Below are 23,055 nucleotides of genomic sequence, written 5' to 3' on the forward strand. Positions count from 1 at the left end.
GCCGCGTATGGCCCATTCTACGTTCCGCCCTGCGAAATTAGACTTTTACTTTGTGGAAATCTCCAGTCGGCCTCCCGCGTGGTCGGCTGGACGGCCGGAGCGGAGGATGGGGTCTTGACGGGTCGCATTCCCGAGTGAAGACTCCTTCAACAGTTCGTTGAATTCATGAAGTGGGGAGCACGGGTGTCCGGTACGGACGTGAAGCTGGTACTGCGCTCGACGCGCGTCGTCACACCGGGGGGAACACGCCCCGCCGCGGTGCACATCGCGGGCGGGACGATCGACGCCGTCCTGCCGTACGACGCCGAGGTGCCGCAGGGCGCCCGGGTGGAGGACTTCGGCGACGACGTCCTGCTGCCCGGACTCGTGGACACGCACGTCCATGTGAACGACCCCGGCCGCACCGAGTGGGAAGGCTTCTACACGGCCACCCGCGCCGCCGCGGCCGGCGGGATCACCACCCTGCTCGACATGCCGCTCAACTCCCTCCCGCCGACCACGACCGTCGAGAACCTGCGCGTCAAGCAGCAGGTGGCCGCCCCCAAGGCGCACATCGACACCGGCTTCTGGGGCGGTGCGATCCCCTCGAACGTGAAGGACCTGCGCCCGCTGTACGAGGCCGGGGTCTTCGGGTTCAAGTGCTTCCTCTCGCCCTCCGGCGTCGAGGAGTTCCCCGAGCTGGACCAGGAGCAGCTGGCCCGGTCGATGGCGGAGATCGCCGGCTTCGGCGGGCTGCTCATCGTCCACGCGGAGGACCCGCACCACCTGGCGGCCGCCCCGCAGCGCAGCGGCGCGAAGTACGCCGACTTCCTCGCCTCCCGGCCGCGCGACGCCGAGAACACCGCGATCGAGGGGCTGATCGCCCACGCGAAGCGGCTGAACGCCCGCGTCCACGTACTGCACCTGTCCTCCAGCGACGCGCTGCCGCTGATCGCCGCCGCCAAGGCCGAGGGCGTCCGGGTCACCGTCGAGTCCTGCCCGCACTTCCTCACCCTGACCGCCGAGGAAGTCCCGGACGGCGCCACCGAGTTCAAGTGCTGCCCGCCCATCCGTGAGGCCGCCAACCAGGACGCGCTGTGGCAGGGGCTCGCCGACGGCACGATCGACTGCATCGTCTCCGACCACTCGCCCTGCACCACCGACCTCAAGACGCCGGACTTCGCGTCCGCCTGGGGCGGCATCTCCTCCCTCCAGCTCGGCCTGCCCGCCATCTGGACCGAGGCCCGCAGGCGCGGCCACTCCCTCGACGACGTCGCCCGCTGGATGTCGGCCGCCCCCGCCGCACTGGCGGGACTGACCGCGAAGGGCGCGATCGAGGCCGGCCGCGACGCCGACTTCGCCGTCCTGGCACCCGACGCGACCTTCACCGTCGACCCGGCCGAGCTCTTCCACCGCAACCAGGTCACCGCCTACGCCGGCCGGACCCTGCACGGCGTCGTGCGGTCGACCTGGCTGCGCGGTGTGCGGATCGCCGCCGAAGGCACCCTCGCCGAGCCCACCGGCCGGCTCCTCGAAAGGAACACCTCACGATGACGGCGACCACGCACTTCACCGGCGACGCGAACCCCTACGGCGGCGGCGACCCGTACGCCGACTACCGCACCGCCGACTTCCCCTTCACCCACCTCGTCGACCTCGCCGACCGGCGGCTCGGCGCGGGCGTGACCGCCGCCAACGACGAGTTCTTCGCGGAGCGCGAGAACCTGCTGAAGCCGGAACCCGCCCACTTCGACCCCGAGCACTTCGGGCACAAGGGCAAGATCATGGACGGCTGGGAGACCCGTCGCCGGCGCGGCGTGAGCGCCGCTCAGCCCCACCCCACGGCCGATGACCACGACTGGGCCCTGGTCCGCCTCGGTGCGCCCGGCGTCGTGCGCGGCATCGTCGTCGACACCGCCCACTTCCGCGGCAACTACCCGCAGGCGGTCTCCGTCGAGGCCGTCGCCCTGCCCGGCTCGCCGTCGCCCGAGGACCTCCTCGCGCCCGACGTGAAGTGGACGACGCTCGTGCCGCGTACGGCCGTCGGCGGTCACGCGGCCAACGGATTCACCGTCGACGCCCCGCAGCGCTTCACCCACCTGCGGGTCAACCAGCACCCCGACGGCGGCATAGCCAGGCTCCGGGTCCACGGCGAAGTCGCCCCGGACCCCGCCTGGCTGACGGCGCTCGGCACCTTCGACCTCGTCGCGCTGGAGAACGGCGGCCGGGTCGAGGACGCGTCCGACCGCTTCTACTCCCCGGCGACGAACACCATCCAGCCCGGCAGGTCCCGCAAGATGGACGACGGCTGGGAGACCCGGCGCCGGCGCGACCGGGGCAACGACTGGATCCACTACCACCTCGTCGAGGAGGCGGAGATCCGCGCAGTCGAGATCGACACCGCCTACCTCAAGGGCAACTCGGCCGGCTGGGCGAGCCTTTCGGCACGCGGGACGGACGGCGGCGACTGGTCCGAGGTACTGCCCCGCACCCGGCTGCAGCCCGACACCAGCCACCGCTTCGTCCTGCCGGAGGCCGTGCGGGCCGGCCAGGTCCGGATCGACATCTTCCCGGACGGCGGCATCTCCCGCCTGCGCCTCTTCGGCTCGCTGACCGAACAGGGCGCCGCGCGGCTGACCGCCCGCCACATCGAGCTGGGCGGCTGAACCGGCCCAGCCACCGGACTGTCCGTATTCGATGGATACGGCAGGGATGTGGGAGCCTTCCGGGGTTGCCGTACGCCCCGACCAGGAGTTGCCATGATCTTCATCGCCGTCAGGTTCACCGTCTGCAGCGCCGAGCGCGACAACTGGCTCCCGGCCGTCGAGGACTTCACCCTCGCCACCCGCCAGGAGCCCGGCAACGTGTTCTTCGACTGGTCCTACAGCGTGGAGAACCCGGACCAGTTCGTGCTGCTGGAGGCGTTCGCGTCCGCCGAGGCCGGTGCCGCCCACGTGCAGTCGGCGCACTTCGCGGCGGCGATGGAGACGATGGCGGACCTGGTCGCGGAGGTGCCCGAGATCATCAACGTCGAGGTGCCCGGCGAGGGCTGGTCCCGCATGGCCGAGGTGCAGCCCCGCACCGGCTGAGACCGGCGGGCGGCGTGCGGCCGCCCGCCCCTCAGAACTCCTCGTGCACCTCGGGGTCCCCGCCGAACCGCTGCTGCGGACCGGCCGAGATGCGGGCCAGCTCGTCCGGCGTCAGGACGAAGCCGAACAGATCGAGGTTCTCCCGCTGCCGCCCCGGATCGGCGGACTTCGGGATCGGCACGGCACCCAGCTGGGTGTGCCAGCGCAGCACCGCCTGACCGGGCGTCACCCCGTGCGCCGCGGCGATCGCCACGAGCTCCGGATCGGCCAGCAGATCGCGGCCGCGCCCCAGCGGGCTCCAGCTCTCCGTGACGATGCCCTTGGCCGCGTGCACGGCCCGCAGTTCCTCCTGAGGCAGCCGCGGATGCATCTCGATCTGGTTGACGGCGGGCAGCACGCCCGTCTCCTCCTCCAGCCGCGCCAGGTGCTCCGCGGTGAAGTTGGAGACCCCGATCGACCGCACGAGCCCGTCGTCGCGCAACGTGATCAGAGCCCGCCAGGTGTCCACGTAGAGATCGACGCGGGGCAGCGGCCAGTGGATGAGGTACAGGTCCACCTGGTCGAGGCCGAGGTTGCGCCGGGACTCCTCGAACGAGGCGAGGGTCTTCTCGTAACCCTGGTGCCGGCCCGGCACCTTGGTGGTGACGAAGACGTCATCCCGCGGCACGCCGCTGCGGGCGATGCCACGCCCGGTGCCGGTCTCGTTGCCGTAGTTCAGCGCGGTGTCGACGAGCCGGTAGCCGCGCCCCAGTGCTCCGGCGACGGCCTCCTCGGCCGCGTCGTCGTCCAGGGGCCAGGTGCCGAGCCCCACCGCGGGGAGCGAACGGCCGTCGTTGAGGGTGTGCACCGGGGTCGCGGGCATGATCGTCCCTTCCGTTGGATCACTGCCCGGCCAGCCTAGGGCGTGATCGGGACGGCAGCTCTCAGGGCTGCCCGCGCCGCCCCGACGCCTCCCGGTGCAACCGGGTGATCACCTCGTCGACCCCGCCCCGCTCGTAGCCGCGGCGGACCAGCTCGAAGGCGACCGTCCGGTCGGGCGGGGCGCCCCCGAGGAGCCGGGTGAGGTAGGCCTCGACCTGGTCGCGGTCGTATCCGCGCCGGGCGATCCGGAGTCCGAAACGTTCGTACAGCGGGCGGTCGTCCTCGTCACCCGGTGCGGACATGAGGCCTCCTCGGAACGGAACCCAACGGGGTCGTTCCCCTCACCCTGCCACGCTCAGGCCGCGTGGCCACCGTCCACGGCCAGTTCCGTACCCGTGATGTACGCCGCCTCGTCACTGGCCAAGTAGGCGATGAGCGCGGCCACTTCGGCGGCCGTACCGAACCGGTCCAGTGCGGTCGCGGCGCGCTGTCCGGCGGCGAACGGGCCGTCGGCGGGGTTCAGATCGGTGTCCACCGCACCGGGCTGGACCAGATTGACCGTGATGCCGCGCGGGCCGAGCTCGCGGGCGAGCGGCTTGGTCAGTCCGGACAGCGCCGACTTGCTCATCGCGTAGAGCGTGCCGCCCGGGCCGCCGGCGTACCGGCTGAGTGCCGTGCCGACGGAGATGATGCGGCCCCCGCGCTCCAGGACCCCGGCCGCCGCCCGGCAGGCCAGGAAGACCGCCCGTACGTTGACGGCGAGCACCCGGTCGACATCGGCGTCGGTGAGTCCCTCGATCGGGCCGAGGACGCCGATGCCCGCGTTGTTGACCAGGATGTCGAGCCGGCCGAAGATCTCCGCCGCCCGGTGCACGGCCGCGGGGACCGCCTCCGGGTCGGCGGAGTCCGCGCGCAGGGCGACGGCGCGGCGGCCGCCCGCCTCGATCTTGCGCACGACCTCGTGGGCGGCGTCCTCGTCCCGGACGTAGGTCAGCGCCACATCGGCGCCGTCCCGGGCGAGCCGCAGCGCGGTCGCGGCGCCGATGCCGCGGCTGCCGCCGGTGACGAGTGCGGTGCGGTTCGTGCTGACGGTGCTGTTCATCAGGGGTTCCTGTCCGTTGCCGGTCGTGCTGACAGGACCAAGCAAAGCCCTCGGCCGCACCGGATACCGGCGGGAAACGGACGCCCACTCCGGTTCGGCGGCGGGCCGGGACCGATGAGTTCCGGGCGGCGGCGGGGTCGGAACATGTGCACGCCCGACCGGCGGGTGTTCCGAAGGAGCAGGACCATGGCACAGCTGACGCTCACCACCTTTCTGACCCTCGACGGCGTCATGCAGGCCCCCGGCGGGCCCGAGGAGGACCCGAGCGGCGGGTTCGCGTACGGCGGCTGGGTCGCGCCGTTCCTGGACGAGGGCATGGGGCAGTTCATGACCGAGGTGTTCGACCGTGCGGCGGCGTTCCTGCTGGGCCGGTGCACGTACGACATCTTCGCCGCGTACTGGCCGGGAGTCACCGACCCCGACGATCCGATCGCCTCCCGCCTCAACGCCCTTCCCAAGTACGTCGTCTCGACCACGCTGGAGAAGGCCGGCTGGGAGAACACCACAGTGATCTCCGCCGAAGCCGCCGCTGAGGTGGCCCGGCTCAAGGAGGCCACGCAGGGCGGCGAACTGCAGATCCACGGCAGCGGCGTGCTCGCGCAGTCCCTGATGGCGCACGACCTGATCGACGCGTACAACCTGCTGGTGTACCCGGTCGTGCTCGGCCGCGGACGCCGGCTCTTCCCCGACGGCGGGCTGCCGACCGCGTTCGAGCTGACCGGCTCCCGGACGACGACCAGCGGCATCGCGATCCAGACCTACCGGCCGACCGGACGCGCCGCCTTCGGCTCGGTCCCGGACGGCACCTGAGCGGGCCGGACCGCGGCTCCGCGGGTCAACTGCCTTGCGGAGGGCTCCAGTCCGCCGACCGGCCGAGCGCCGACAGGACGAGGCGCAGGGTGTCGTCCCCCGGGGCGGGATCCAGTGCGGGCCGGAACGCCGCCCCCGGCAGCTCGCGCCGCGCCCCGCCCGGCACGCGCAAGGCGACGGGCAGCGCGGCATCGAGCACGGCCGCCGGGAATGCCGTACGCACCCCGAGCGAGGCCGCCACGTCCCAGGAGTGCACCACGTAGTCGATGAAGTGGAACCCGATCGCGGTGCTCGCGGCGAACGTCGCCTCGGCGTCGATCTCCGGGAGCGCGAACCTCCGCTCCAGAAGACCCGGTTGGGCGAACGCGTCCAGGACGGCGTGGGCCGTCCCGCGGTACCACCCGGCCGGGTCGTCACCGGACGGACGGGGTTCCCAGACGGCCGGATCGGCCCCTTCGCCCCGCGCCGCGGCGGCGAAGCCGCGGTGCTGGACGCCCATGTGCTCCACGAGGAGCCGCAGCGTCCAGCGGTCGCAGGGGGTGGGCCGGTCCCAGTCGCCGGGGTCCGCCAGTTCCACGACGCGGACCGACTCCCGTACTGCGGTGCGGTCGAGTTGCACGATGTCCATCGTCCGGATTCCTTTCGTGGGTCGTGCCGAGCGGGTGTGGCCGGGCCGGTTCAGGAGGTTGCCCCGGGCCACGGGTCCGCGCCCGTGAGCAGGCGCCGGGCGGACGCGTGCAGGGCGCCGCGGCCGGTGAACCGGGCGTCCCAGGTGGCCGAGCGCAGGGTGCCCCGGTCCCGGTAGGCGTCGACGATCCGCCGGTGGTCGGGGCGCGCGACGAACCCCAGCAGGTGTTCGCGGGCGGTCCAGACCGTGATCGATCCCGTGCGGTTCATCCGGGGGCCGATCTCCGCCCACAGCCACATGCCGACCGCGCCGGGCGTGCGCGGCCAGGTGCGGCGCAGCCGCACACCGGCCGCTCCGACGGAGAGGGTGGTCCAGGGGCGGTGCGTGACGAACTCGGTGACGGAGACGACTACTTCGGTGCCGCGGCCGGGCGGCCCGGCGGCCGGGCCGGCCTGCCAGGCCGTGCTCCAGAGGGTGTTGTGCGGCACGAGTGACCCCTTCCGTGGCGCGGCACGGCCGTCCGCGCCGGATACCACCACCCTACAACTAGACGAACGATCGTGCTGTTTGTTTCGCGCGATGTGTCAGCGGTCTTCCCAAGCGGCCCGCGTCAGGGTGCGGCCGGCAGCGACGAGGCGTCCACCGCCACCGCCCGCAGCCGTCCCAGGATCGCGCGCGCCGCCCTCGGGTAGCTCTCGGGGCTGTCGCGGAGCACGGAATCGCCGTTGGCCAGTTCCAGGAAGGCGATGATCTCGAAGGCGAGCTGGGCGGCGTCGCAGTCCTCGCGGATCTCGCCCAGCGTCCGCGCCTCCTCGATCCGCCTCTCCACGAAGGTGACCCAGCCGGCCTGCGCGGCCACCAGCGCGTCGTGCACGGCACCCTCGCGGGCGTCGAACTCGGCGAGGGCCGCGTAGAAGAAGCAGCCACCCGGGAAGACCCGCTCCCGCGAGTACGCGATCCAGGACTCGTACATCCGCAGAATGCGCCCCAGCCCGGCAGGCGCCGCGCGGGTCGGCCGGACCACGTGTTCGTCGTAGACGGCGACGGCGGTCCGCACGGTCGCCAGCTGGAGCTCCTCCTTGGAGCCGAACAGCGCGAAGACGCCGCTCTTGCTCAGCCGCAGGTCCGTGGCCAGCCGGCCGAGGGACAGGCCGTCGAGGCCCTCGACCGACGCGACCGCGGCGGCCCGGGCGAGGACCAGCTGACGGGTGCGATTGCCCCGTTCGACCCTTCCGTCCCGGCGTTCTCCGGCCATCTGGCGACTCCGTGCTCCATAGGTGCGGGCGGCTGCCGTCGGGGCCGGTCCCGGGGCTCGCCATTGTAGGAGGACGCCCGGTAGCGTGATCGCTCCGCGTGCGAGCCAGTGAGGTCTCCACACCAGTCCTGTGGAGAACCAGGAGATCCGGGTGTCCTCTGTCGCCGTGCCCTCCCTCGCCCCGCCGCGCCGGGCGTGGCTGACCGATCTGCCTGTGCTGCTCGTCGCGGTGGTGTGGGGGTCCAGCTATCTCGCCGCCAAGGGCATCACCACTCCGCAGACCGTCATCGCCGTCCTCGTGCTGCGGTTCGCCGTCGTGCTGCCCGTCCTGGTGATCGCCGGACGGTCCCGGCTGCGGGCGCTGAGCGCGGCCCAGTGGCGGGGCGCGGGGCTGCTGGGCCTGGTGCTCAGCGGGATCTTCCTGGTGGAGACGTACGGCATCGTGCACACCTCGGCGACCAACGCCGGGCTCATCATCAGCCTCACCATGATCTTCACCCCGCTCGCCGAGGCCGTCGTGACGCGGACCCGGCCCACCGGGACCTTCCTCTCGGCCGCCGGACTCTCCGTCGCCGGAGTGGTGCTCCTGACCCAGGGCGGCGGATTCACCAGCCCCTCGGCGGGTGATCTGCTGATGCTGGTCGCCGCGCTCGCCCGTACCCTCCACGTGCTCCTGATGGCACGCATCAGGTCCGTGCAGTCGGCGGACTCGCTGTCGCTGACGACCGTCCAGCTCGGCAGCGCGGTCGCCGTGTTCGCCCTGCTCGCCGCCGCCCCCGGCACCGGGGATTCCCCGTGGTCGGTCGCCGCCGGGTTCGGGGTGCGGGAATGGGGCGGGCTGCTGTTCCTGTCGGTCTTCTGCACGCTCTTCGCGTTCTTCGTGCAGATGTGGTCCGTACGCCGCACCTCACCGTCCCGGGTCAGCCTGCTGCTCGGTACGGAACCGCTCTGGGCCGCGGCCGTCGGCATCGCGATCGGCGGCGAACGGCTGGGCGTGCTCGGGGCGGCGGGCGCGGTGCTGGTGCTCGCCGGCACGGCGTGGGGGCGCCGCAGCGCGGACGCCCCCTGACCGCCTCACTCCTTGACCGCGTCCGAGGCGATCATGATCGCGACCCCGGTCACCACCAGCACGATGCAGGCGAACAACGCGTGATCGCCGAGGAACGGCAGCCGCCGCACCAGACCGAAGAAGCTGAACCAGTCGAGCCATTCGTGCAGCAGCCCCGCGGCGCCCTGCACGAAGACCAGGAAGCCGACCGTCTCACAGAGTTTCTTCATGGGGACGAGCCTGGCGGGCCGCGCACGGGTGCCGCGTCGGCCGGTGGTCTGCGCGGCCGGTCCGAAAGTCTCCGCTTCCACGACTTTGGTCGCTCCGCGGACCGCAACGCCCAAAAGCGGCCTCCGGGCCGCATAGCTTTGTCGATATGACGCGTACGGAGTACCCCTGGCTGCTGCCCTCGGCGATGGCCGACCCCGAGCTGCCCGGGGACCGGGGCGGCAGATCGCGCCGCACCGTGCGGGACTGGGCCGTCGACATCACGGCCTTCCTCTGCGCGGCGGCCATCGGGATGGCGGCCGTCTCCGCGATCGAGGCGGACGACACCACCCCCGAGGTCTTCGTCCTCGTGGACTCGCTCGTCGGAGCCGCGGCCTGCTGCTCGCTGTGGGTGCGGCGGCGCTGGCCGGTCGGGGTCGCGGTCGGCCTGACGTTGCTGTCCACCGTGGAGCCCGCCGCGGCGGGAGCCCTGATGGTGGCCCTGTTCAGCGTGGCCGTGCACCGGCCGTTCAGGCCCGTGGCCCTCGTCGGCGCGGGAGCCCTGCTCGTCGCCCCCGTACAGCCGTACCTGCGCCCCGACCCGTCCACCTCGTTCATGGCATCCACCGTCATCGGGGTCCTGCTGGTCCTCCTCGTCATCAGCTGGGGCATGGTCGTGCGCTCCCGGCGCCAGCTCGTCGTCACCCTGCGCGAACGCGCCCGGCGTGCGGAGACCGAGGCAGGGCTGCGGGCCGAACAGGCCCAGCGGCTGGCCCGGGAGGACATCGCCCGCGAGATGCACGACGTCCTCGCCCACCGGCTGACCCTGCTCAGCGTCCACGCGGGGGCACTGGAGTTCCGGCCGGACGCGCCCCCGGCCGAGGTCGCCCGGGCCGCCGGCGTCATCCGGGACAGCGCCCACGAAGCACTCCAGGACCTCCGCGAGATCATCGGCGTGCTGCGCAGCCCCCGGGACGGCGACGCCGACGGCAACCGGCCGCAGCCGACCCTCGCCTCGCTGGACGGCCTCGTCGCCGAGTCCCGGCAGGCCGGCATGAAGGTCGCCCTCGACAACCACATCGCCGAGCCGTCCGCCGCGCCCGCCGCCACCGGCCGCACGGTCTACCGCATCGCCCAGGAGGGCCTGACCAACGCCCGCAAGCACGCGCCCGGGTCCGAGGTCACCGTCACGGTCAGCGGCGGGCCGGGGCAGGGGATCACCGTGGAGGTGCGCAATCCGGCCCCCACCGAACCCTTCGAGCAGGTGCCGGGCTCCGGCCAGGGACTGATCGGCCTGACCGAACGGGCCACCCTCGCCGGGGGCCGCCTCGACCACGGACCGGAGCCTGACGGCGGGTTCGGGGTGCGGGCCTGGCTACCGTGGTCCTCATGACCACCCCGGCGCCCACCCCCTCCACGCCCCCCGAGTCCCGGCCCGTCCGGCTGCTCATCGTCGACGACGACCCGCTCGTCCGGGCGGGGCTCACCCTCATGCTCGGCGGGGCCGACGGCATCGACATCGTGGGGGAGGGGGCAGACGGCAGCGAGGCGGGCGGACTCGTCGACCGGCTCCGGCCGGACGTGGTGCTGATGGACATCCGGATGCCCGTCATGGACGGGCTGACGGCCACCGAACTGCTGCGCGCCCGCCCGGACGCGCCCGAGGTCGTCGTCCTCACGACGTTCCACGCCGACGAGCAGGTGCTCCGTGCCATCCGGGCCGGAGCCGCGGGCTTCGTCCTCAAGGACACCCCGCCCGCGCAGATCGTCGACTCCGTACGACGCGTCGCGGCGGGTGACCCCGTCCTGTCGCCCGCGGTCACCCGTCAGCTGATGGCCCGTGCCGCGGGCTCCGGACAGGAGGAACGGGCGGACCGGGCCGAACGGGCGCGGCAGCGGATCGCATCGCTGGCGGACCGGGAGCGCGAGGTCGCGGTCGCCGTCGGACAGGGCCGCTCCAACGCGGAGATCGCCTCGGCGCTGTATCTGAGCGTGGCCACGGTGAAGACCCAGGTGTCACGCATTCTCGCCAAGTTCGGCTTCAACAACCGGGTCCAGATCGCGCTGCTGGTCCACGACGCGGGGCTCCTCGGCGACGACGGTGACGCGGATCCGGCCTGAACCACTCGGCCGCGCGGGAGCGGGCCGCCTAGGCTGACCGTTGCCGGTCCTGGCGGCCGGCGCGACCAGACCGGGAGGGCGGGCCCATGTCCGATGTCGACGCCGATCTGCGCGGAGCAGCCGACTTCGTCGCGAATCCGTACCCCTACTACGCCACGATGCGCGCCAAGGGTCCGGTGCACACCGTGCGCACCGACGACTTCGACCGGGTCTGGCTCGTCGTCGGATACGACGAGGGCCGCGCCGTCCTGGCCGACCAGCGCTTCGGCAAGGACTGGCGGAAACTGCCCGGGCAGACGGCCACCGGCGACCCGATCAACGCCAACATGCTGGAGATGGACGCCCCGGACCACACCCGGCTGCGCAAGCTGGTCGCCCGGGAGTTCACCCCGCGCCGCATCGAGGCGCTGCGCCCCCGCGTGCAGGAGATCACCGACCAGCTGCTCGACGCGATGCTGCCCGCCGGGCACGCGGACCTCATCGACGCGCTGGCCTTCCCGCTGCCGATGACCGTCATCTGTGAACTCATCGGAGTGCCCGACCTCGACCGGGCCGGGTTCCGCACGATGTCCAACGCCGTGGTCTCCCCGGCCGGTGCGCAGGAGGAGGGGGACGCGGTCCGCACGATGGGCGCCTATCTCGCCGAGCTGATCGAGGACAAGCGCTGCGCGCCGGGCGACGACCTGCTGAGCGCGCTGATCGCCGCACGGTACGACGACGATGACACGCTGTCGTCCGACGAACTGGTCGGCATGGCCTTCCTGCTCCTGGTCGCCGGCCACGAGACGACGGTCAACCTGATCTCCAACGGGGTGCGCGCCCTGCTCACCCACCCGGGTCAACTCGCTGATCTGCGGGCGGACTTCGGTCTTCTCGACGGGGCGGTCGAGGAGATGCTCCGGCACGAGGGCCCGGTGGAGACCGCCACCTTCCGCTTCGCCCGGGAGGCCGTCGAGATCGGGTCCCGGACGATCGGGGCCGGCGACCCGGTCCTGGTCTCCCTGGCCGGCGCCGACCGGGACCCGGCACGCTATCCCGGGCCCGACCGCTTCGACATCCACCGCGAAGCCCAGGGGCACCTGGCCTTCGGGCACGGAGCCCACTTCTGCATGGGGGCGCCGCTGGCCCGGATGGAGGGCCGCATCGCGATCCGTACGCTGCTGGAGCGCTGCCCCGGGCTCGTGCTCGACCCCGGCGCGGGGGAGCCCGACTGGCTGCCGGGCATGCTGATCCGGGGGACGCGCCGGCTCCCGGTGCGCTGGTGAGACAGACTCGGCGGCAGAACTCGCCGACAGGGTGCGGCGGGAGAACCGGATACAGGGAGGAGCCGTCGTGTCAGGACTCGACCTGGGGATGGCACAGAAGGTGCTCGACAGCCAGCCGTTCAGCAGCCTCGTCGGTGCCCGGATCACCGCCTTCGGCGACGGCGCGGCCACGCTGGAGATCGACAGCCGCGCGGAGCTGCACCAGCAGAACGGATTCCTGCACGGAGGCGTGCTCGCGTACGCCGCCGACAACGCACTGACGTTCGCGGCCGGCACGACCCTCGGCCCGGCCGTGCTGACCGGCGGCTTCTCCATCCAGTACCTGCGTCCCGCCACCGGCACCGCACTCGTGGCGCGCGCCGAGGTCGTGCACTCCGGACGCCGGCAGGCCGTGGCGCGCTGCGATCTGTTCGCGGTGGGGGAGGACGGTGCCGAGACCCTCTGCGCCGTCGCCCAGGGCACCGTGCTGAACGCCAACCCGTCCTGAGGGCTGCCCTCAGACGGCCGGGATCTCCGTCAGCTCCACCGGGCGCCCCTCCCGCCGCGACACCTCGCACGCCTCCGCGATCCGCAGGGCGTGCAGCGCCTCGCGGCCGTCGCAAGGATTGGCCGCCTCGCCCCGCACCAGGCGGACGAAGGCGTCGAGTTCGGCCTCGTACGCCGGGGCGAACCGCTCCAGGAACCCGGGCCAGGGCTTGGCGGGGGCGCCGGGGCCCTGCGGCTCGGCGGAGGTGAGCGGTGTGCGGTCGTCCAGGCCGACCGCGAGCTGGTCGTCCTCGCCCGCGAGCTCCATCCGCACGTCGTACCCGGCGCCGTTGCAGCGGGTCGCCGTCGCGGTGACCAGGGTGCCGTCGTCGAGGGTCAGCAGCGCCGCGGCCGTGTCGACGTCACCGGCGGCGCGGAACATCGCAGGACCGGCGTCCGACCCGGTGGCGTACACCCGTGTCACCTCACGGCCCGTCACCCAGCGCACCATGTCGAAGTCGTGGATCAGACAGTCCCGGAACAGGCCGCCGGAGAGCGGGAGGTACGCGGCGGGCGGCGGCGCCGGATCGGAGGTCACCGTCCGCACGGTGTGCAGCCGGCCGAGTGCCCCGCCGCGCACCGCCGCACGGGCCGCCGCGTATCCGGCGTCGAACCGGCGCATGAAACCGAGTTGGAGGACGCTGTGCGCCCGCTCCGCCTCGCGCAGCGCGCCGAGCGTGCCCGCCAGATCCAGGGCGACGGGCTTCTCGCAGAAGGCCGGCAGTCCGGCGCGCGCGGCCCGGCCGATCAGTTCGGCGTGCGCGGAGGTGGCCGAGGCGATCACCACCGCGTCCACGCCCGCGTCGAACACCTCCGCCGCCGTGGCCACGGCGCGCGCCCCGGTCCGGCCGGCGACGGCGGCCGCGCGGACCGGGTCGGTGTCCGTCACCACCAGGGCATCCACCGCGGGATGGCGGGCGAGGACGCCCGCGTGGAAGGAGCCGATCCGGCCGGTGCCGAGGAGTCCGATGCGCATGGACCCAACGTGCCGTCCGCCGGGAACGGTGTCAACTAAATGTCATGACAAATGCGGTTCCGTTCCCGCGAGTCGGTCCCGGGTCATGCTGTCCGGACAACAGGACGACCGGACTACCGGAGATTCGGACGTGCGGGATACGCTCCCCGGCGTGCCGAACCCCACCGCCGACACCGCCGCGCTCGACCTGGACGTGGACCGTGCCAGCCCGGTCCCGCTCTACCACCAGCTCGCCCAGCAGCTGGAGGCGGCCATCGAGCAGGGCCGGCTCGCCCCCGGCGGACTCCTCGGCAACGAGATCGGGCTCGCCGCCCGGCTCGGACTCTCCCGGCCCACCGTCCGCCAGGCCATCCAGTGCCTCGTCGACAAGGGCCTGCTGGTCCGCCGCCGCGGCGTCGGCACCCAGGTGGTGCACAACCGGGTCAGGCGCCCGGTCGAGATCAGCAGCCTGTACGACGACCTGGAGGCCGCCGGCCGGCACCCCACGACCACCGTCCTCGTCCGCACCACCCGGCCCGCGACCATCGCGGTCGCCGCGGCGCTCGGCGTCCCGGAGGGCGCGGAGGTGAGTTACGTCGAGCGGCTCAGGTACGCGGACGGCGAGCCCCTCGCCCTGCTGCGCAACCACCTGCCCGCCGGACTCCTCGACCTCTCCGGGGATCGGCCCGCGGCCACCGGCCTCTACCGGATGATGCGCGGCGCGGGCATCACCCTGCACAGCGCCCGCCAGACCGTGGGCGCCCGCCCCGCCACCGCCGAGGAGGCCGGACGGCTCGCCGAGAGCGAGGGCGCCGCCCTGCTCACGATGGAGCGCACCACCTTCGACGACACCGGCCGGGCCGTCGAGCACGGCACCCACCTCTACCGGGCCTCGCGCCACGCCTTCGATTTCCAGCTCCTCGCCCGGTGACACCGGCGCCCGGCTCTCGTACGGTGACACAGGCTTCCCGGCTACCCGTACGGTGACGACGGCCGCACCCCGGCCGTCCCCGGCGCCGTACACGCCCCGGTCCGACACACGCGCCGCGCCCCTCCGGGCGACGGCGGCACGGGCTCGGGGATACTTGCCCAGCCGGGCCGGGACCGTATGGCCCCGGCTCCACCAGCAGCACAGCGAGCAGCACAAGAAGGGCACGGCGTCGTGGCAAGGGTTCGGACAGGGGTACGTGCGATGGGCGCCGTGCTTGCGGCGGTGCTCGGCGCTTCCCTCATGGGATGCAGCAGCACCGGCGGCAAGCGGGCGGAGGAGCGTGCGGCGCAGGCCGCATCCGAGGGCCGGTCCGCGGTGAACACACCCCGCTGGACCTTCGCCATGGTCACCCACTCGGGCGACGGCGACACCTTCTGGGACATCGTCCAGAAGGGTGCCGACATGGCGGCCAAGAAGGACAACATCAACTTCCTGTACTCGCACAACGACGAGGCGCAGCAGCAGGCCCAGCTCGTCCAGGCCGCCATCGACAAGAAGGTCGACGGGCTGATCGTCACGCTCGCCAAGCCCGACGCCATGAAGGCCGTCGTCGCCAAGGCCGTCAAGGCCGGCATCCCGGTCATCACGGTGAACTCCGGCTCGGCCGAGTCCAAGCGGTACGGCGCGCTCACGCACATCGGCCAGGACGAGTCGATCGCGGGCGAGGCCGTCGGCGACGAGCTCAACGCGCGCGGCCGCAAGAAGGCGCTGTGCATCCTGCACGAGCAGGGCAACGTCGGTCACGAGCAGCGGTGCGCCGGCGCGAAGAAGACCTTCGACGGCGAGATGCAGAACCTGTACGTCGAGGGCACCAACATGCCCGACGTGCAGGCCTCCATCGAGGCGAAGCTCCAGGCGGACAAGGACATCGACGCGGTCGTCACCCTCGGCGCGCCGTTCGCGGACGCCGCCGTCCAGGCGAAGAAGACCGCCGGCAGCAAGGCCGAGATCGACACCTTCGACCTGAACGCCAAGGTCGCAGCCGAGCTCCAGGCCAAGACCCTCGGCTTCGCCGTCGACCAGCAGCCCTACCTCCAGGGGTACGAGGCCGTCGACCTGCTCTGGCTCTACCGCTACAACCGCAACGTGCTCGGCGGCGGACGCCCGGTCCTGACCGGCCCGCAGGTCATCACGTCCGACGACGCCGCGCAGCTGGCCGAGTACGCGGACCGGGGAACCCGATGACCGCGGGGCCCGGTACGTCCTCCGCCGTGGCCGACGAGCGGCTGCTGCGCACCTCGCCGCTGCGCAAGCTGCTCGGCCGCCCCGAGCTCGGCTCGGTCGTCGGCGCGCTCGCCGTCTTCCTCTTCTTCGCGATCGTCGCCGACAGCTTCCTGCGCGCCACCAGCTTCGGCACGGTGCTGTACGCCGCCTCCACCATCGGGATCATGGCGGCGCCGGTGGCGCTGCTGATGATCGGCGGCGAGTTCGACCTCTCCGCGGGTGTGATGGTCACCAGCTCCGCGCTGATCTCGTCGATGTTCAGCTACCAGATGACGGCCAACGTCTGGGTCGGCGTCTTCGTGTCCCTGCTGGTCACGCTCGCCATCGGCGCGTTCAACGGCTTCATGCTGACCCGCACGAAACTGCCGAGCTTCATCATCACGCTCGGCACGTTCCTCATGCTGACCGGACTCAACCTCGGCTTCACCAAGCTGATCAGCGGGACCGTGTCGACGAAGACCATCGGCAACATGGAGGGCTTCCCCTCCGCCCGCAAGCTCTTCGCCTCGTACTGGACCGTCGGCGGCGTCGAGCTGAAGGTCACCATCCTGTGGTGGGCCGTCCTCGTCGCGATCGCCACCTGGATCCTGCTCCGCACCCGCTTCGGCAACTGGATCTACGCCGTCGGCGGCGGCGCCGACGCGGCCCGCGCGGTCGGCGTCCCGGTGATCCGGACCAAGATCGGGCTCTACCTCGGCGTGGCCTTCGCCGCCTGGGTCTCCGGCCAGCACCTGCTGTTCAGCTATGACGTGGTGCAGTCCGGCGAGGGCGTCGGCAACGAGCTGATCTACATCATCGCGGCCGTCATCGGCGGCTGTCTGATCACCGGCGGATACGGTTCCGCGATCGGCTCGGCGGTCGGTGCCTTCATCTTCGGCATGACCAGCAAGGGCATCGTGTACGCGGAGTGGAACCCGGACTGGTTCAAGTTCTTCCTCGGAGCCATGCTGCTCCTGGCCACCCTGCTCAACGCATGGGTACGCAAGCGCGCGGAGGCGACGAAATGACGGCCCCCCAGGCATCGAGCGGGCCGGCGGACACCGACCGGCAGGCGCTGGTCGAGCTGGACCACGTCAGCAAGTTCTACGGCAACATCAAGGCGCTCCAGGACGTCTCGCTGGAGGTCCACGCGGGCGAGATCTCCTGCGTCCTCGGGGACAACGGCGCCGGCAAGTCCACCCTGATCAAGATCATCGCGGGGCTGCACCGGCACGACGCCGGGCACTTCCTCATCGACGGCGAGGAGACCACGCTCGCCAATCCGCGCGACGCCCTGGACCGCGGCATCGCCACGGTCTACCAGGACCTCGCCGTGGTCCCCCTGATGCCGGTCTGGCGGAACTTCTTCCTCGGCTCCGAGCCGACGACCGGCAAGGGCCCCTTCAAGCGCCTCGACGTCCGGCTGATGCGGGAGACGACCCGCTCCGCGCTGCTGCGGATGGGCATCGACCTGCGTGACGTCGACCAGCCCATCGGCACCCTCTCCGGCGGCGAGCGCCAGTGCGTCGCCATCGCCCGGGCCGTCCACTTCGGCGCCAAGGTGCTCGTCCTGGACGAGCCGACCGCCGCGCTCGGCGTCAAGCAGTCCGGGGTCGTCCTCAAGTACGTCGCCGCCGCCCGCGACGCCGGCCTCGGCGTGGTCCTCATCACGCACAACCCGCACCACGCCTACCTCGTCGGCGACCGCTTCGTCCTGCTCAAGCGGGGTGCGATGGCGGGCAGCCACACCAAGGACGGCGTCACGCTGGACGAGCTGACCCGCCAGATGGCGGGCGGCAGCGAGCTGGAGGAGCTCAGCCACGAGCTGGAGCGGGCCACCCCCGGCCCGGGTCCCGCCGACGGCCGCCCGGACAAGGGCGACACCTCCGGGTGACGGTGTCCGCAGCACTCCCCGCACGCCCGCCGGGCCCGCTCTCCGCACCCGGCGGGCGCCCTGCCGGGGACCGGATGCCGCACGGACCCCGCCCGGCAGTGGCAGAATCGACTGCGGCGGGCACCGTCCGCCGCCGGCAGCACCACCGGCCGGCCCCCCAGACCCCGCAGGGACGATGAGCACGTACCGCGACTTCGCACACCGCGGCTCCGCCCGCGCCACCGTCCTGCGGACCGTCGGCACCAGGGAGCGGCGCTCGCACCTCACCGCGCCGCGGGTCCCCACCGTCGGCATCGACATCGGGGGGACGAAGGTGATGGCCGGCGTCGTGGACGCCGACGGCAACATCCTGGAGACCCTGCGCACCGAGACGCCCGACAAGTCCAAGAGCCCCAAGGTCGTCGAGGACACCATCGTCGAGCTGGTGCTGGACCTCTCGGACCGCCACGACGTGCACGCGGTGGGCATCGGGGCGGCCGGCTGGGTCGACGCGGACCGCTCCAAGGTGCTGTTCGCCCCGCACCTGGCCTGGCGCGACGAACCCCTGCGCGACGCCCTCGCCTCCCGGCTCGTCGTCCCCGTCATGGTGGACAACGACGCCAACACCGCCGCCTGGGCCGAATGGCGCTTCGGCGCCGGCCGCGGCGAGGACCACCTCGTCATGATCACGCTGGGCACCGGCATCGGCGGCGCGATCCTGGAGGACGGTCAGGTCAAGCGCGGCAAGTACGGCGTCGCCGGTGAGTTCGGCCACATGCAGGTGGTGCCCGGCGGCCACCGCTGCCCCTGCGGCAACCGCGGCTGCTGGGAGCAGTACAGCTCAGGGAACGCCCTGGTCCGGGAGGCCAGGGAACTGGCCGCCGCCGACTCCCCGGTGGCCCACGGGATCATCGAGCGCGTCAAGGGCAACATCCCCGACATCACCGGACCGCTCATCACCGAACTGGCCCGCGAGGGCGATGCGATGTGCATCGAGCTCCTCCAGGACATCGGCCAGTGGCTCGGCGTCGGCATCGCCAATCTCGCCGCCGCGCTCGACCCCTCCTGCTTCGTCATCGGAGGCGGTGTCAGCGCCGCCGACGACCTGCTGATCGGACCGGCCAGGGACGCCTTCAAACGCCACCTCACGGGCCGGGGCTACCGCCCCGAGGCCCGGATCGCGAAGGCGCAGCTCGGCCCCGAGGCGGGTATGGTCGGCGCGGCCGACCTCGCACGGCTGGTGGCCCGCCGCTTCCGGCGCACCAACCGCCGCAGGGTCGAGCGGTACGAGCGGTACGCCCAGATCTACGACCAGGCCGCGAGCACCATCCGTAACACGCGCAACACCCGCACTTCCTAGGGAACACCGCACCCATGACCGCAGCCGAGCACCCCGTCGTGCCGCGTCAGTCCCCGCCGCCCGGCGAGGGACCGCCGCCCGAGGACCGCCGCCGGACGATCCGCCGGCGCCTGATCACGGCGACCATCATCGTGCTGCTCATCGGGGTCCCGGCCGGGTATCTGCTGATCTCCGCGGGCCAGAGCCGCCGCTCCGGCCAGGACAAGGCCGCCGAGGCGGCGGCGCAGGGACTGCGCGAGGGCTGGCCGTCGCGGATGCTCCGCCGGATCTTCGAGGTGCCGATCCCGCGGGACGCCGTCGAGGTCCAGTACTACGAGACCAACAACTGGAAGGCCAGCCGGATGTACGTGCAGTTCCGTACGACGTCCAACGGCCTCGACCGGTTCCTGACCCAGGTGGGCACCGGCCGCGCGGCCCTGGAGGCCGGTGACGTCACCGTCGGCGAGCGCGACACGAAGATCGCCGGCTGGTACTTCGGCGACGGCGTCGCATGGGCCGGCACCACGCACCGCAACAAGGACCCGCGTCCCACCCAGGACATCACCGTCGACATGACCGACCCGATGTCACCGGTCGTCTACGTCGTCTCCGCGGCGACCCCCTGAGCGCTTTCCAGCCGGCTTCCCGCCGCTGACTGGCGGCTCAACGGCCGCTTCCGTGCGTGGAGTTGAGTCGTGCCGGGGTGTGCGGACGCGGGATTTCCGTGCATGCAACTGCGTGATCGGCGCCGGCTTCGCGAGGAACCGCTCATCGAGTGAAGGGCCCCGGCCCGGCACGGTCCTTCACCGTGCCGCACGAATCGTCCATATGGCGGACGTGTGATCCAGGTCACTATTACGGTGTGCTGCGGCCCCGTACGGTGCAATTCGGGCCCAACCGACTTCTTTCCCGGTGGCGTCGACGACTCTTGGTGAACGCCGATTTCCGGTGGCGGCTGAATTATGGCCCCGATGGCTTGATCCCGCCTTTTGTATCCTTGACGTTCCAATCGCGTGAAGGGCAGTCTGACCGTAGCGCAGCCGAAACGACCTCGGTAATTCGCGCCCATCGGCACCGACGCGGCTTCCACGATCAAGCCCGTCGATGACCGGTCCACTTCACATGGGGCTGGACCCTTCCTGTGTCCAGCCGCAAGGTCATGTCCGGATCGATCCGCCCGTCGAAGTGCGGCGTCATCCGCGGTGCGGTCTTTCGGGCCCGCATTTCCCGATTCGCAGTTCACACACTGTTGTATTGCCGTCGTCGTGCCCCGGCCTGCCCGAAAACGCGCAGGCACGGGTTATGGGCATGTGATTTCCGTGGGGGAGCAATGGAAAGCATCGAGGCAAAGAACCGCAGTAACCTGATCAACTTCTATACGGCCGACGGCCCGGACAGCCCGAGCATCTTCGAGGTGTGGGAGAACGGCGGCAGCCGCAACGACTCGGTCACCCCGTCCACGTACAGCCCGGAGTACCGGGACTTCATGAGCGACCGGCTGATCGCCGAGCTGGAGCGCAACGGGGGCGGTCTGCTCAGCCTGGGCTGCGGAAACGCCGCCGTCGAGGCATGCGTGGCGGAGCGCGGCTTCCGGGTCCTGGCCGTCGACGCGATGGAGGACGCGGTGACGCTGGCCCGCGCGAAGGGGCTGGACGCGATCTGCGCCGACATCTACCGATGGGAACCGGACGAGCCGTTCTCGGTGATCTACATCGACGGCGTGCTGGGGCACCTCCTGGACGAACAGGACGGCCTGAACCCGATCCTCAAGCGCATTCGCGGCTGGCTGGCCCCGCAGCCGGATTCCCTTTCCGGCCGTGCCGCGCTCGTCGCGTCGAACGACGCGCCCGGAGAGGACCGTGCGTTCGAGAAGGCCCCGAAGGTCAACGGATTCCACTGGCTCTCCGCCGACTACATGAAGGATCAGGCCATCGCGGCCGGATTCGAAACAGCCGAGACCGCGGAGTTCCGCTACGTCCGGCCGATCTCCGGCGAGCGCGTCAGGGCCATCATGACGGGATATGTGACGCGTTGATCAGCGCAGTGGAACGGAAGAGGACAGCGGCATGACAAACGGTGCTGAACTTCTGGTGAACGCGCTGATCCGGAATGGCGTCGACACGATATTCGGGTACCCCGGGGACACCAGCATCGCCTTCTACGACGTGCTCGGCCGGCGGACCGACGAAATCCGCCACGTCCTGGCGCGCGACGAGCGGCATGCCGGATTCATGGCCGACTCCTACACCCGCACGACGCGGCGGCTCGGCGTCTGCGAGGCGTCCAGCGGGGCGGGAGCGGTGTACCTGGCGAGCGGACTCGCGGAGGCCTTCGCCTCCAGCATCCCGGTGCTCGTGATCACCACGGACAACAACCGGCGCAGCATGGGCACCGCCCCGATCAGCGAAGTCGATCAGGAGCAGCTGTTCGCCGCGTGCACGAAGTGGCGCCGCAGCGCCGGCTCCACCGACGAGATCCCGGCCCTGGTGGAGGAAGCGGTCGCCGCCGCCACCTCGGGCAGGCCCGGCCCCGTCGCGCTGATCCTGCCCGAGGACGTCCTGGAAGGGCCCGCGGCGCACACGGCGGACGCCCTGGACGGCCCGGCGCCGCACGGAAGCACCGTGCCCGGCGTCCGGCCGGCGGCGCCCGCCGACGCGGCGGAGGAAGCCGCGGCCCTGCTCGCCGCCGCCGAGCGGCCGGTCATCGTGGCCGGGGGCGGTGCCCACCTGTCCGGGGCGGGCGGGGAACTGGTGCGACTCGCCGAGCACGCGGCCGTGCCGGTCGCCACCTCCATCCACGGCAAGGGCGTCATCGACGAGTCCCATCCGCTCGCCCTGGGCGTGGTGGGCGGCAACGGGGCCCGCCCCTACGCCAACGCGTGGGTCGCGCAGAGCGACGCCGTCGTCTTCGTCGGCACCCGGGCCAACGCCACGGACACCCTCGGGTTCACCGTGCCCGACCGCGACGGACCGGCCCGGATCGTGCACATCGAGAGCGACACCGAGCGGGCCGGGCGCAACTACCCGGGCAGCACGGCCCTGGTGGGCGACGCCAGGACCGTGATCGAGCAGCTGCGGACACGGCTGCCCCGCGCCGCCGGGGCCGTACGCGCCGACCGTGACGCGCAGCTGGCGGCGGCGCGCGAGGTGTGGGCCCGGCAGGAGGAGGAGCGCCGGCCCGGGCTGCGGCCCGGTGTCCTCGACCCGCGGGAGATCGTGCGGGCGCTGCGGGACGCGTTCGGCCGGGACACCTGGGTCGTCGCCGACGCCGGCACGCCGACGCCGTACCTCTCCTGTCACTGGGAGGCCCCCGGTGACGGCTGGCGGGTGGTGATCCCGCGGGGACACGGGCCCATGGGGTTCGCCGTCCCGGCCTCCATCGGGACGGCGATCGGCCACCCCGGCGAGCGCGTTCTCTGCCTGACCACGGAGAACAGCATCGCGATGGCCGTCGGGGAGTGGGAGACCGCCGTACGCCTCGCCCTGCCCGTCACCTATGTGGTGCTCGACAACACATCGATGGCCTGGATCAAGATGATCCAGCACCTCTACGCCGGCGGACGGTACTTCGCGGTCGACCCCGGCCCGCTCGACCCCGTCACCCTCGGACTCGGCATGGGGATCGAGGGCAGCCGCGCCCACACGCAGGAGGAGTTCGCGGCCCTGGCCAAACTGGCCGCCGACTCCGCGGGGCCCTCCCTCATCCACGCGATGGTCCCCGAACACACGGAGGTCCTGCCGCCCGTTCCCGTGTGGCAGGCGGCGATCGCCGACGGCTCCGCCACCCGGCCCATCCACTGACGAG

The 23,055-nt window shown here is 72.1% G+C and carries 25 protein-coding genes; 17 read left to right on the top strand and 8 right to left on the bottom strand.

Annotated features, from left to right (window positions below; genetic code table 11):
* Positions 1 to 183: 183 nt before the first annotated feature.
* The 3 genes from allB (at position 184) to OG408_RS32170 (ending at position 3,068) form a co-directional block, all read left to right on the top strand.
* A complete protein-coding gene (allB, locus tag OG408_RS32160) occupies positions 184 to 1,533 on the top strand; it encodes an allantoinase AllB (RefSeq protein WP_266786545.1) in 1,350 nt (449 codons plus the stop codon).
* Positions 1,530 to 2,645 carry an allantoicase gene (gene alc / locus OG408_RS32165; RefSeq protein WP_266784535.1) on the top strand — a complete coding sequence of 372 codons (1,116 nt, stop codon included), beginning with the start codon at positions 1,530 to 1,532 and terminating at the stop codon, positions 2,643 to 2,645. Before allB ends, alc begins: the two co-directional genes overlap by 4 nt.
* A 93-nt stretch (positions 2,646 to 2,738) precedes the next feature.
* On the top strand, positions 2,739 to 3,068 hold the full coding sequence (locus OG408_RS32170; protein ID WP_326673344.1) for a putative quinol monooxygenase: 330 nt from the start codon (positions 2,739 to 2,741) through the stop codon (positions 3,066 to 3,068).
* A gap of 31 nt (positions 3,069 to 3,099) precedes the next feature.
* Here the strand turns inward: OG408_RS32170 and OG408_RS32175 are convergent, their stop codons facing one another.
* The 3 genes from OG408_RS32175 to OG408_RS32185 form a co-directional block, all read right to left on the bottom strand.
* Positions 3,100 to 3,930, bottom strand: coding sequence for an aldo/keto reductase (locus OG408_RS32175; RefSeq protein ID WP_266784539.1), 831 nt, complete (start codon positions 3,928 to 3,930; stop codon positions 3,100 to 3,102).
* 61 nt (positions 3,931 to 3,991) lie between these two features.
* Positions 3,992 to 4,231, bottom strand: coding sequence for a hypothetical protein (locus tag OG408_RS32180; RefSeq protein WP_285564547.1), 240 nt, complete (start codon positions 4,229 to 4,231; stop codon positions 3,992 to 3,994).
* A gap of 53 nt (positions 4,232 to 4,284) precedes the next feature.
* Positions 4,285 to 5,031 (bottom strand): SDR family NAD(P)-dependent oxidoreductase, encoded by a 747-nt coding sequence (locus tag OG408_RS32185; RefSeq protein ID WP_326673345.1) that lies wholly within the window; start codon positions 5,029 to 5,031, stop codon positions 4,285 to 4,287.
* Between the two features lie 186 nt (positions 5,032 to 5,217).
* Between OG408_RS32185 and OG408_RS32190 the strand changes: the two genes are divergently transcribed.
* Positions 5,218 to 5,841, top strand: coding sequence for a dihydrofolate reductase family protein (locus OG408_RS32190; RefSeq protein WP_326673346.1), 624 nt, complete (start codon positions 5,218 to 5,220; stop codon positions 5,839 to 5,841).
* 25 nt (positions 5,842 to 5,866) lie between these two features.
* Here the strand turns inward: OG408_RS32190 and OG408_RS32195 are convergent, their stop codons facing one another.
* The 3 genes from OG408_RS32195 to OG408_RS32205 all read right to left on the bottom strand — a co-directional run bounded on the left by OG408_RS32195 (position 5,867) and on the right by OG408_RS32205 (position 7,724).
* On the bottom strand, positions 5,867 to 6,469 hold the full coding sequence (locus OG408_RS32195; RefSeq protein ID WP_326673347.1) for a TIGR03086 family metal-binding protein: 603 nt from the start codon (positions 6,467 to 6,469) through the stop codon (positions 5,867 to 5,869).
* Between the two features lie 50 nt (positions 6,470 to 6,519).
* The gene (locus OG408_RS32200) at positions 6,520 to 6,957 is read right to left on the bottom strand and encodes a hypothetical protein (RefSeq protein ID WP_326673348.1); all 438 of its coding nucleotides are present in this window, start codon (positions 6,955 to 6,957) and stop codon (positions 6,520 to 6,522) included.
* Positions 6,958 to 7,079: 122 nt separating this feature from the next.
* On the bottom strand, positions 7,080 to 7,724 hold the full coding sequence (locus OG408_RS32205; protein WP_266784551.1) for a TetR/AcrR family transcriptional regulator: 645 nt from the start codon (positions 7,722 to 7,724) through the stop codon (positions 7,080 to 7,082).
* Positions 7,725 to 7,875: 151 nt separating this feature from the next.
* On the opposite strand from OG408_RS32205, the gene OG408_RS32210 reads away from it, so the two are divergent.
* On the top strand, positions 7,876 to 8,793 hold the full coding sequence (locus OG408_RS32210) for a DMT family transporter (RefSeq protein WP_266784553.1): 918 nt from the start codon (positions 7,876 to 7,878) through the stop codon (positions 8,791 to 8,793).
* Between the two features lie 5 nt (positions 8,794 to 8,798).
* Here the strand turns inward: OG408_RS32210 and OG408_RS32215 are convergent, their stop codons facing one another.
* Positions 8,799 to 9,002 carry a hypothetical protein gene (locus tag OG408_RS32215; RefSeq protein WP_266784555.1) on the bottom strand — a complete coding sequence of 68 codons (204 nt, stop codon included), beginning with the start codon at positions 9,000 to 9,002 and terminating at the stop codon, positions 8,799 to 8,801.
* A gap of 146 nt (positions 9,003 to 9,148) precedes the next feature.
* On the opposite strand from OG408_RS32215, the gene OG408_RS32220 reads away from it, so the two are divergent.
* The 4 genes from OG408_RS32220 to OG408_RS32235 all read left to right on the top strand — a co-directional run bounded on the left by OG408_RS32220 (position 9,149) and on the right by OG408_RS32235 (position 12,852).
* Entirely contained in the window at positions 9,149 to 10,372 is a 1,224-nt protein-coding gene (locus tag OG408_RS32220; protein ID WP_266784557.1) for a sensor histidine kinase, read from the top strand.
* Positions 10,369 to 11,100: a response regulator gene (locus tag OG408_RS32225; protein WP_285564554.1), complete on the top strand. Its 732-nt coding sequence runs from the start codon at positions 10,369 to 10,371 to the stop codon at positions 11,098 to 11,100. Before OG408_RS32220 ends, OG408_RS32225 begins: the two co-directional genes overlap by 4 nt.
* An 86-nt stretch (positions 11,101 to 11,186) precedes the next feature.
* Entirely contained in the window at positions 11,187 to 12,365 is a 1,179-nt protein-coding gene (locus OG408_RS32230; protein WP_326673349.1) for a cytochrome P450 family protein, read from the top strand.
* An 88-nt stretch (positions 12,366 to 12,453) separates the two neighbouring features.
* Positions 12,454 to 12,852, top strand: coding sequence for a PaaI family thioesterase (locus OG408_RS32235; RefSeq protein WP_405407094.1), 399 nt, complete (start codon positions 12,454 to 12,456; stop codon positions 12,850 to 12,852).
* 9 nt (positions 12,853 to 12,861) lie between these two features.
* Here the strand turns inward: OG408_RS32235 and OG408_RS32240 are convergent, their stop codons facing one another.
* The gene (locus tag OG408_RS32240; protein WP_266784565.1) at positions 12,862 to 13,866 is read right to left on the bottom strand and encodes a Gfo/Idh/MocA family protein; all 1,005 of its coding nucleotides are present in this window, start codon (positions 13,864 to 13,866) and stop codon (positions 12,862 to 12,864) included.
* 151 nt (positions 13,867 to 14,017) lie between these two features.
* Between OG408_RS32240 and OG408_RS32245 the strand changes: the two genes are divergently transcribed.
* From OG408_RS32245 to OG408_RS32280, 8 genes are all read left to right on the top strand, one after another.
* Positions 14,018 to 14,776 carry a GntR family transcriptional regulator gene (locus tag OG408_RS32245; RefSeq protein WP_285564558.1) on the top strand — a complete coding sequence of 253 codons (759 nt, stop codon included), beginning with the start codon at positions 14,018 to 14,020 and terminating at the stop codon, positions 14,774 to 14,776.
* Between the two features lie 231 nt (positions 14,777 to 15,007).
* The gene (locus OG408_RS32250) at positions 15,008 to 16,021 is read left to right on the top strand and encodes a substrate-binding domain-containing protein (RefSeq protein WP_442806083.1); all 1,014 of its coding nucleotides are present in this window, start codon (positions 15,008 to 15,010) and stop codon (positions 16,019 to 16,021) included.
* Positions 16,018 to 17,067 carry an ABC transporter permease gene (locus OG408_RS32255; protein ID WP_266784571.1) on the top strand — a complete coding sequence of 350 codons (1,050 nt, stop codon included), beginning with the start codon at positions 16,018 to 16,020 and terminating at the stop codon, positions 17,065 to 17,067. The genes OG408_RS32250 and OG408_RS32255 overlap by 4 nt, the downstream gene beginning before the upstream one ends.
* The gene (locus OG408_RS32260) at positions 17,064 to 17,933 is read left to right on the top strand and encodes an ATP-binding cassette domain-containing protein (protein WP_285564559.1); all 870 of its coding nucleotides are present in this window, start codon (positions 17,064 to 17,066) and stop codon (positions 17,931 to 17,933) included. Before OG408_RS32255 ends, OG408_RS32260 begins: the two co-directional genes overlap by 4 nt.
* A 175-nt stretch (positions 17,934 to 18,108) precedes the next feature.
* Complete coding sequence (locus OG408_RS32265; RefSeq protein ID WP_266784575.1) at positions 18,109 to 19,272, top strand: ROK family glucokinase; 1,164 nt, start codon at positions 18,109 to 18,111, stop codon at positions 19,270 to 19,272.
* Between the two features lie 14 nt (positions 19,273 to 19,286).
* A complete protein-coding gene (locus OG408_RS32270; protein WP_266784577.1) occupies positions 19,287 to 19,877 on the top strand; it encodes a hypothetical protein in 591 nt (196 codons plus the stop codon).
* A 704-nt stretch (positions 19,878 to 20,581) separates the two neighbouring features.
* Positions 20,582 to 21,286 carry a class I SAM-dependent methyltransferase gene (locus OG408_RS32275; protein WP_266784579.1) on the top strand — a complete coding sequence of 235 codons (705 nt, stop codon included), beginning with the start codon at positions 20,582 to 20,584 and terminating at the stop codon, positions 21,284 to 21,286.
* A gap of 31 nt (positions 21,287 to 21,317) precedes the next feature.
* On the top strand, positions 21,318 to 23,051 hold the full coding sequence (locus OG408_RS32280; protein WP_266784581.1) for a thiamine pyrophosphate-binding protein: 1,734 nt from the start codon (positions 21,318 to 21,320) through the stop codon (positions 23,049 to 23,051).
* Positions 23,052 to 23,055 lie beyond the last annotated feature (4 nt).

The organism is Streptomyces sp. NBC_01257 (assembly GCF_035917255.1).
Classification (GTDB): domain Bacteria; phylum Actinomycetota; class Actinomycetes; order Streptomycetales; family Streptomycetaceae; genus Streptomyces.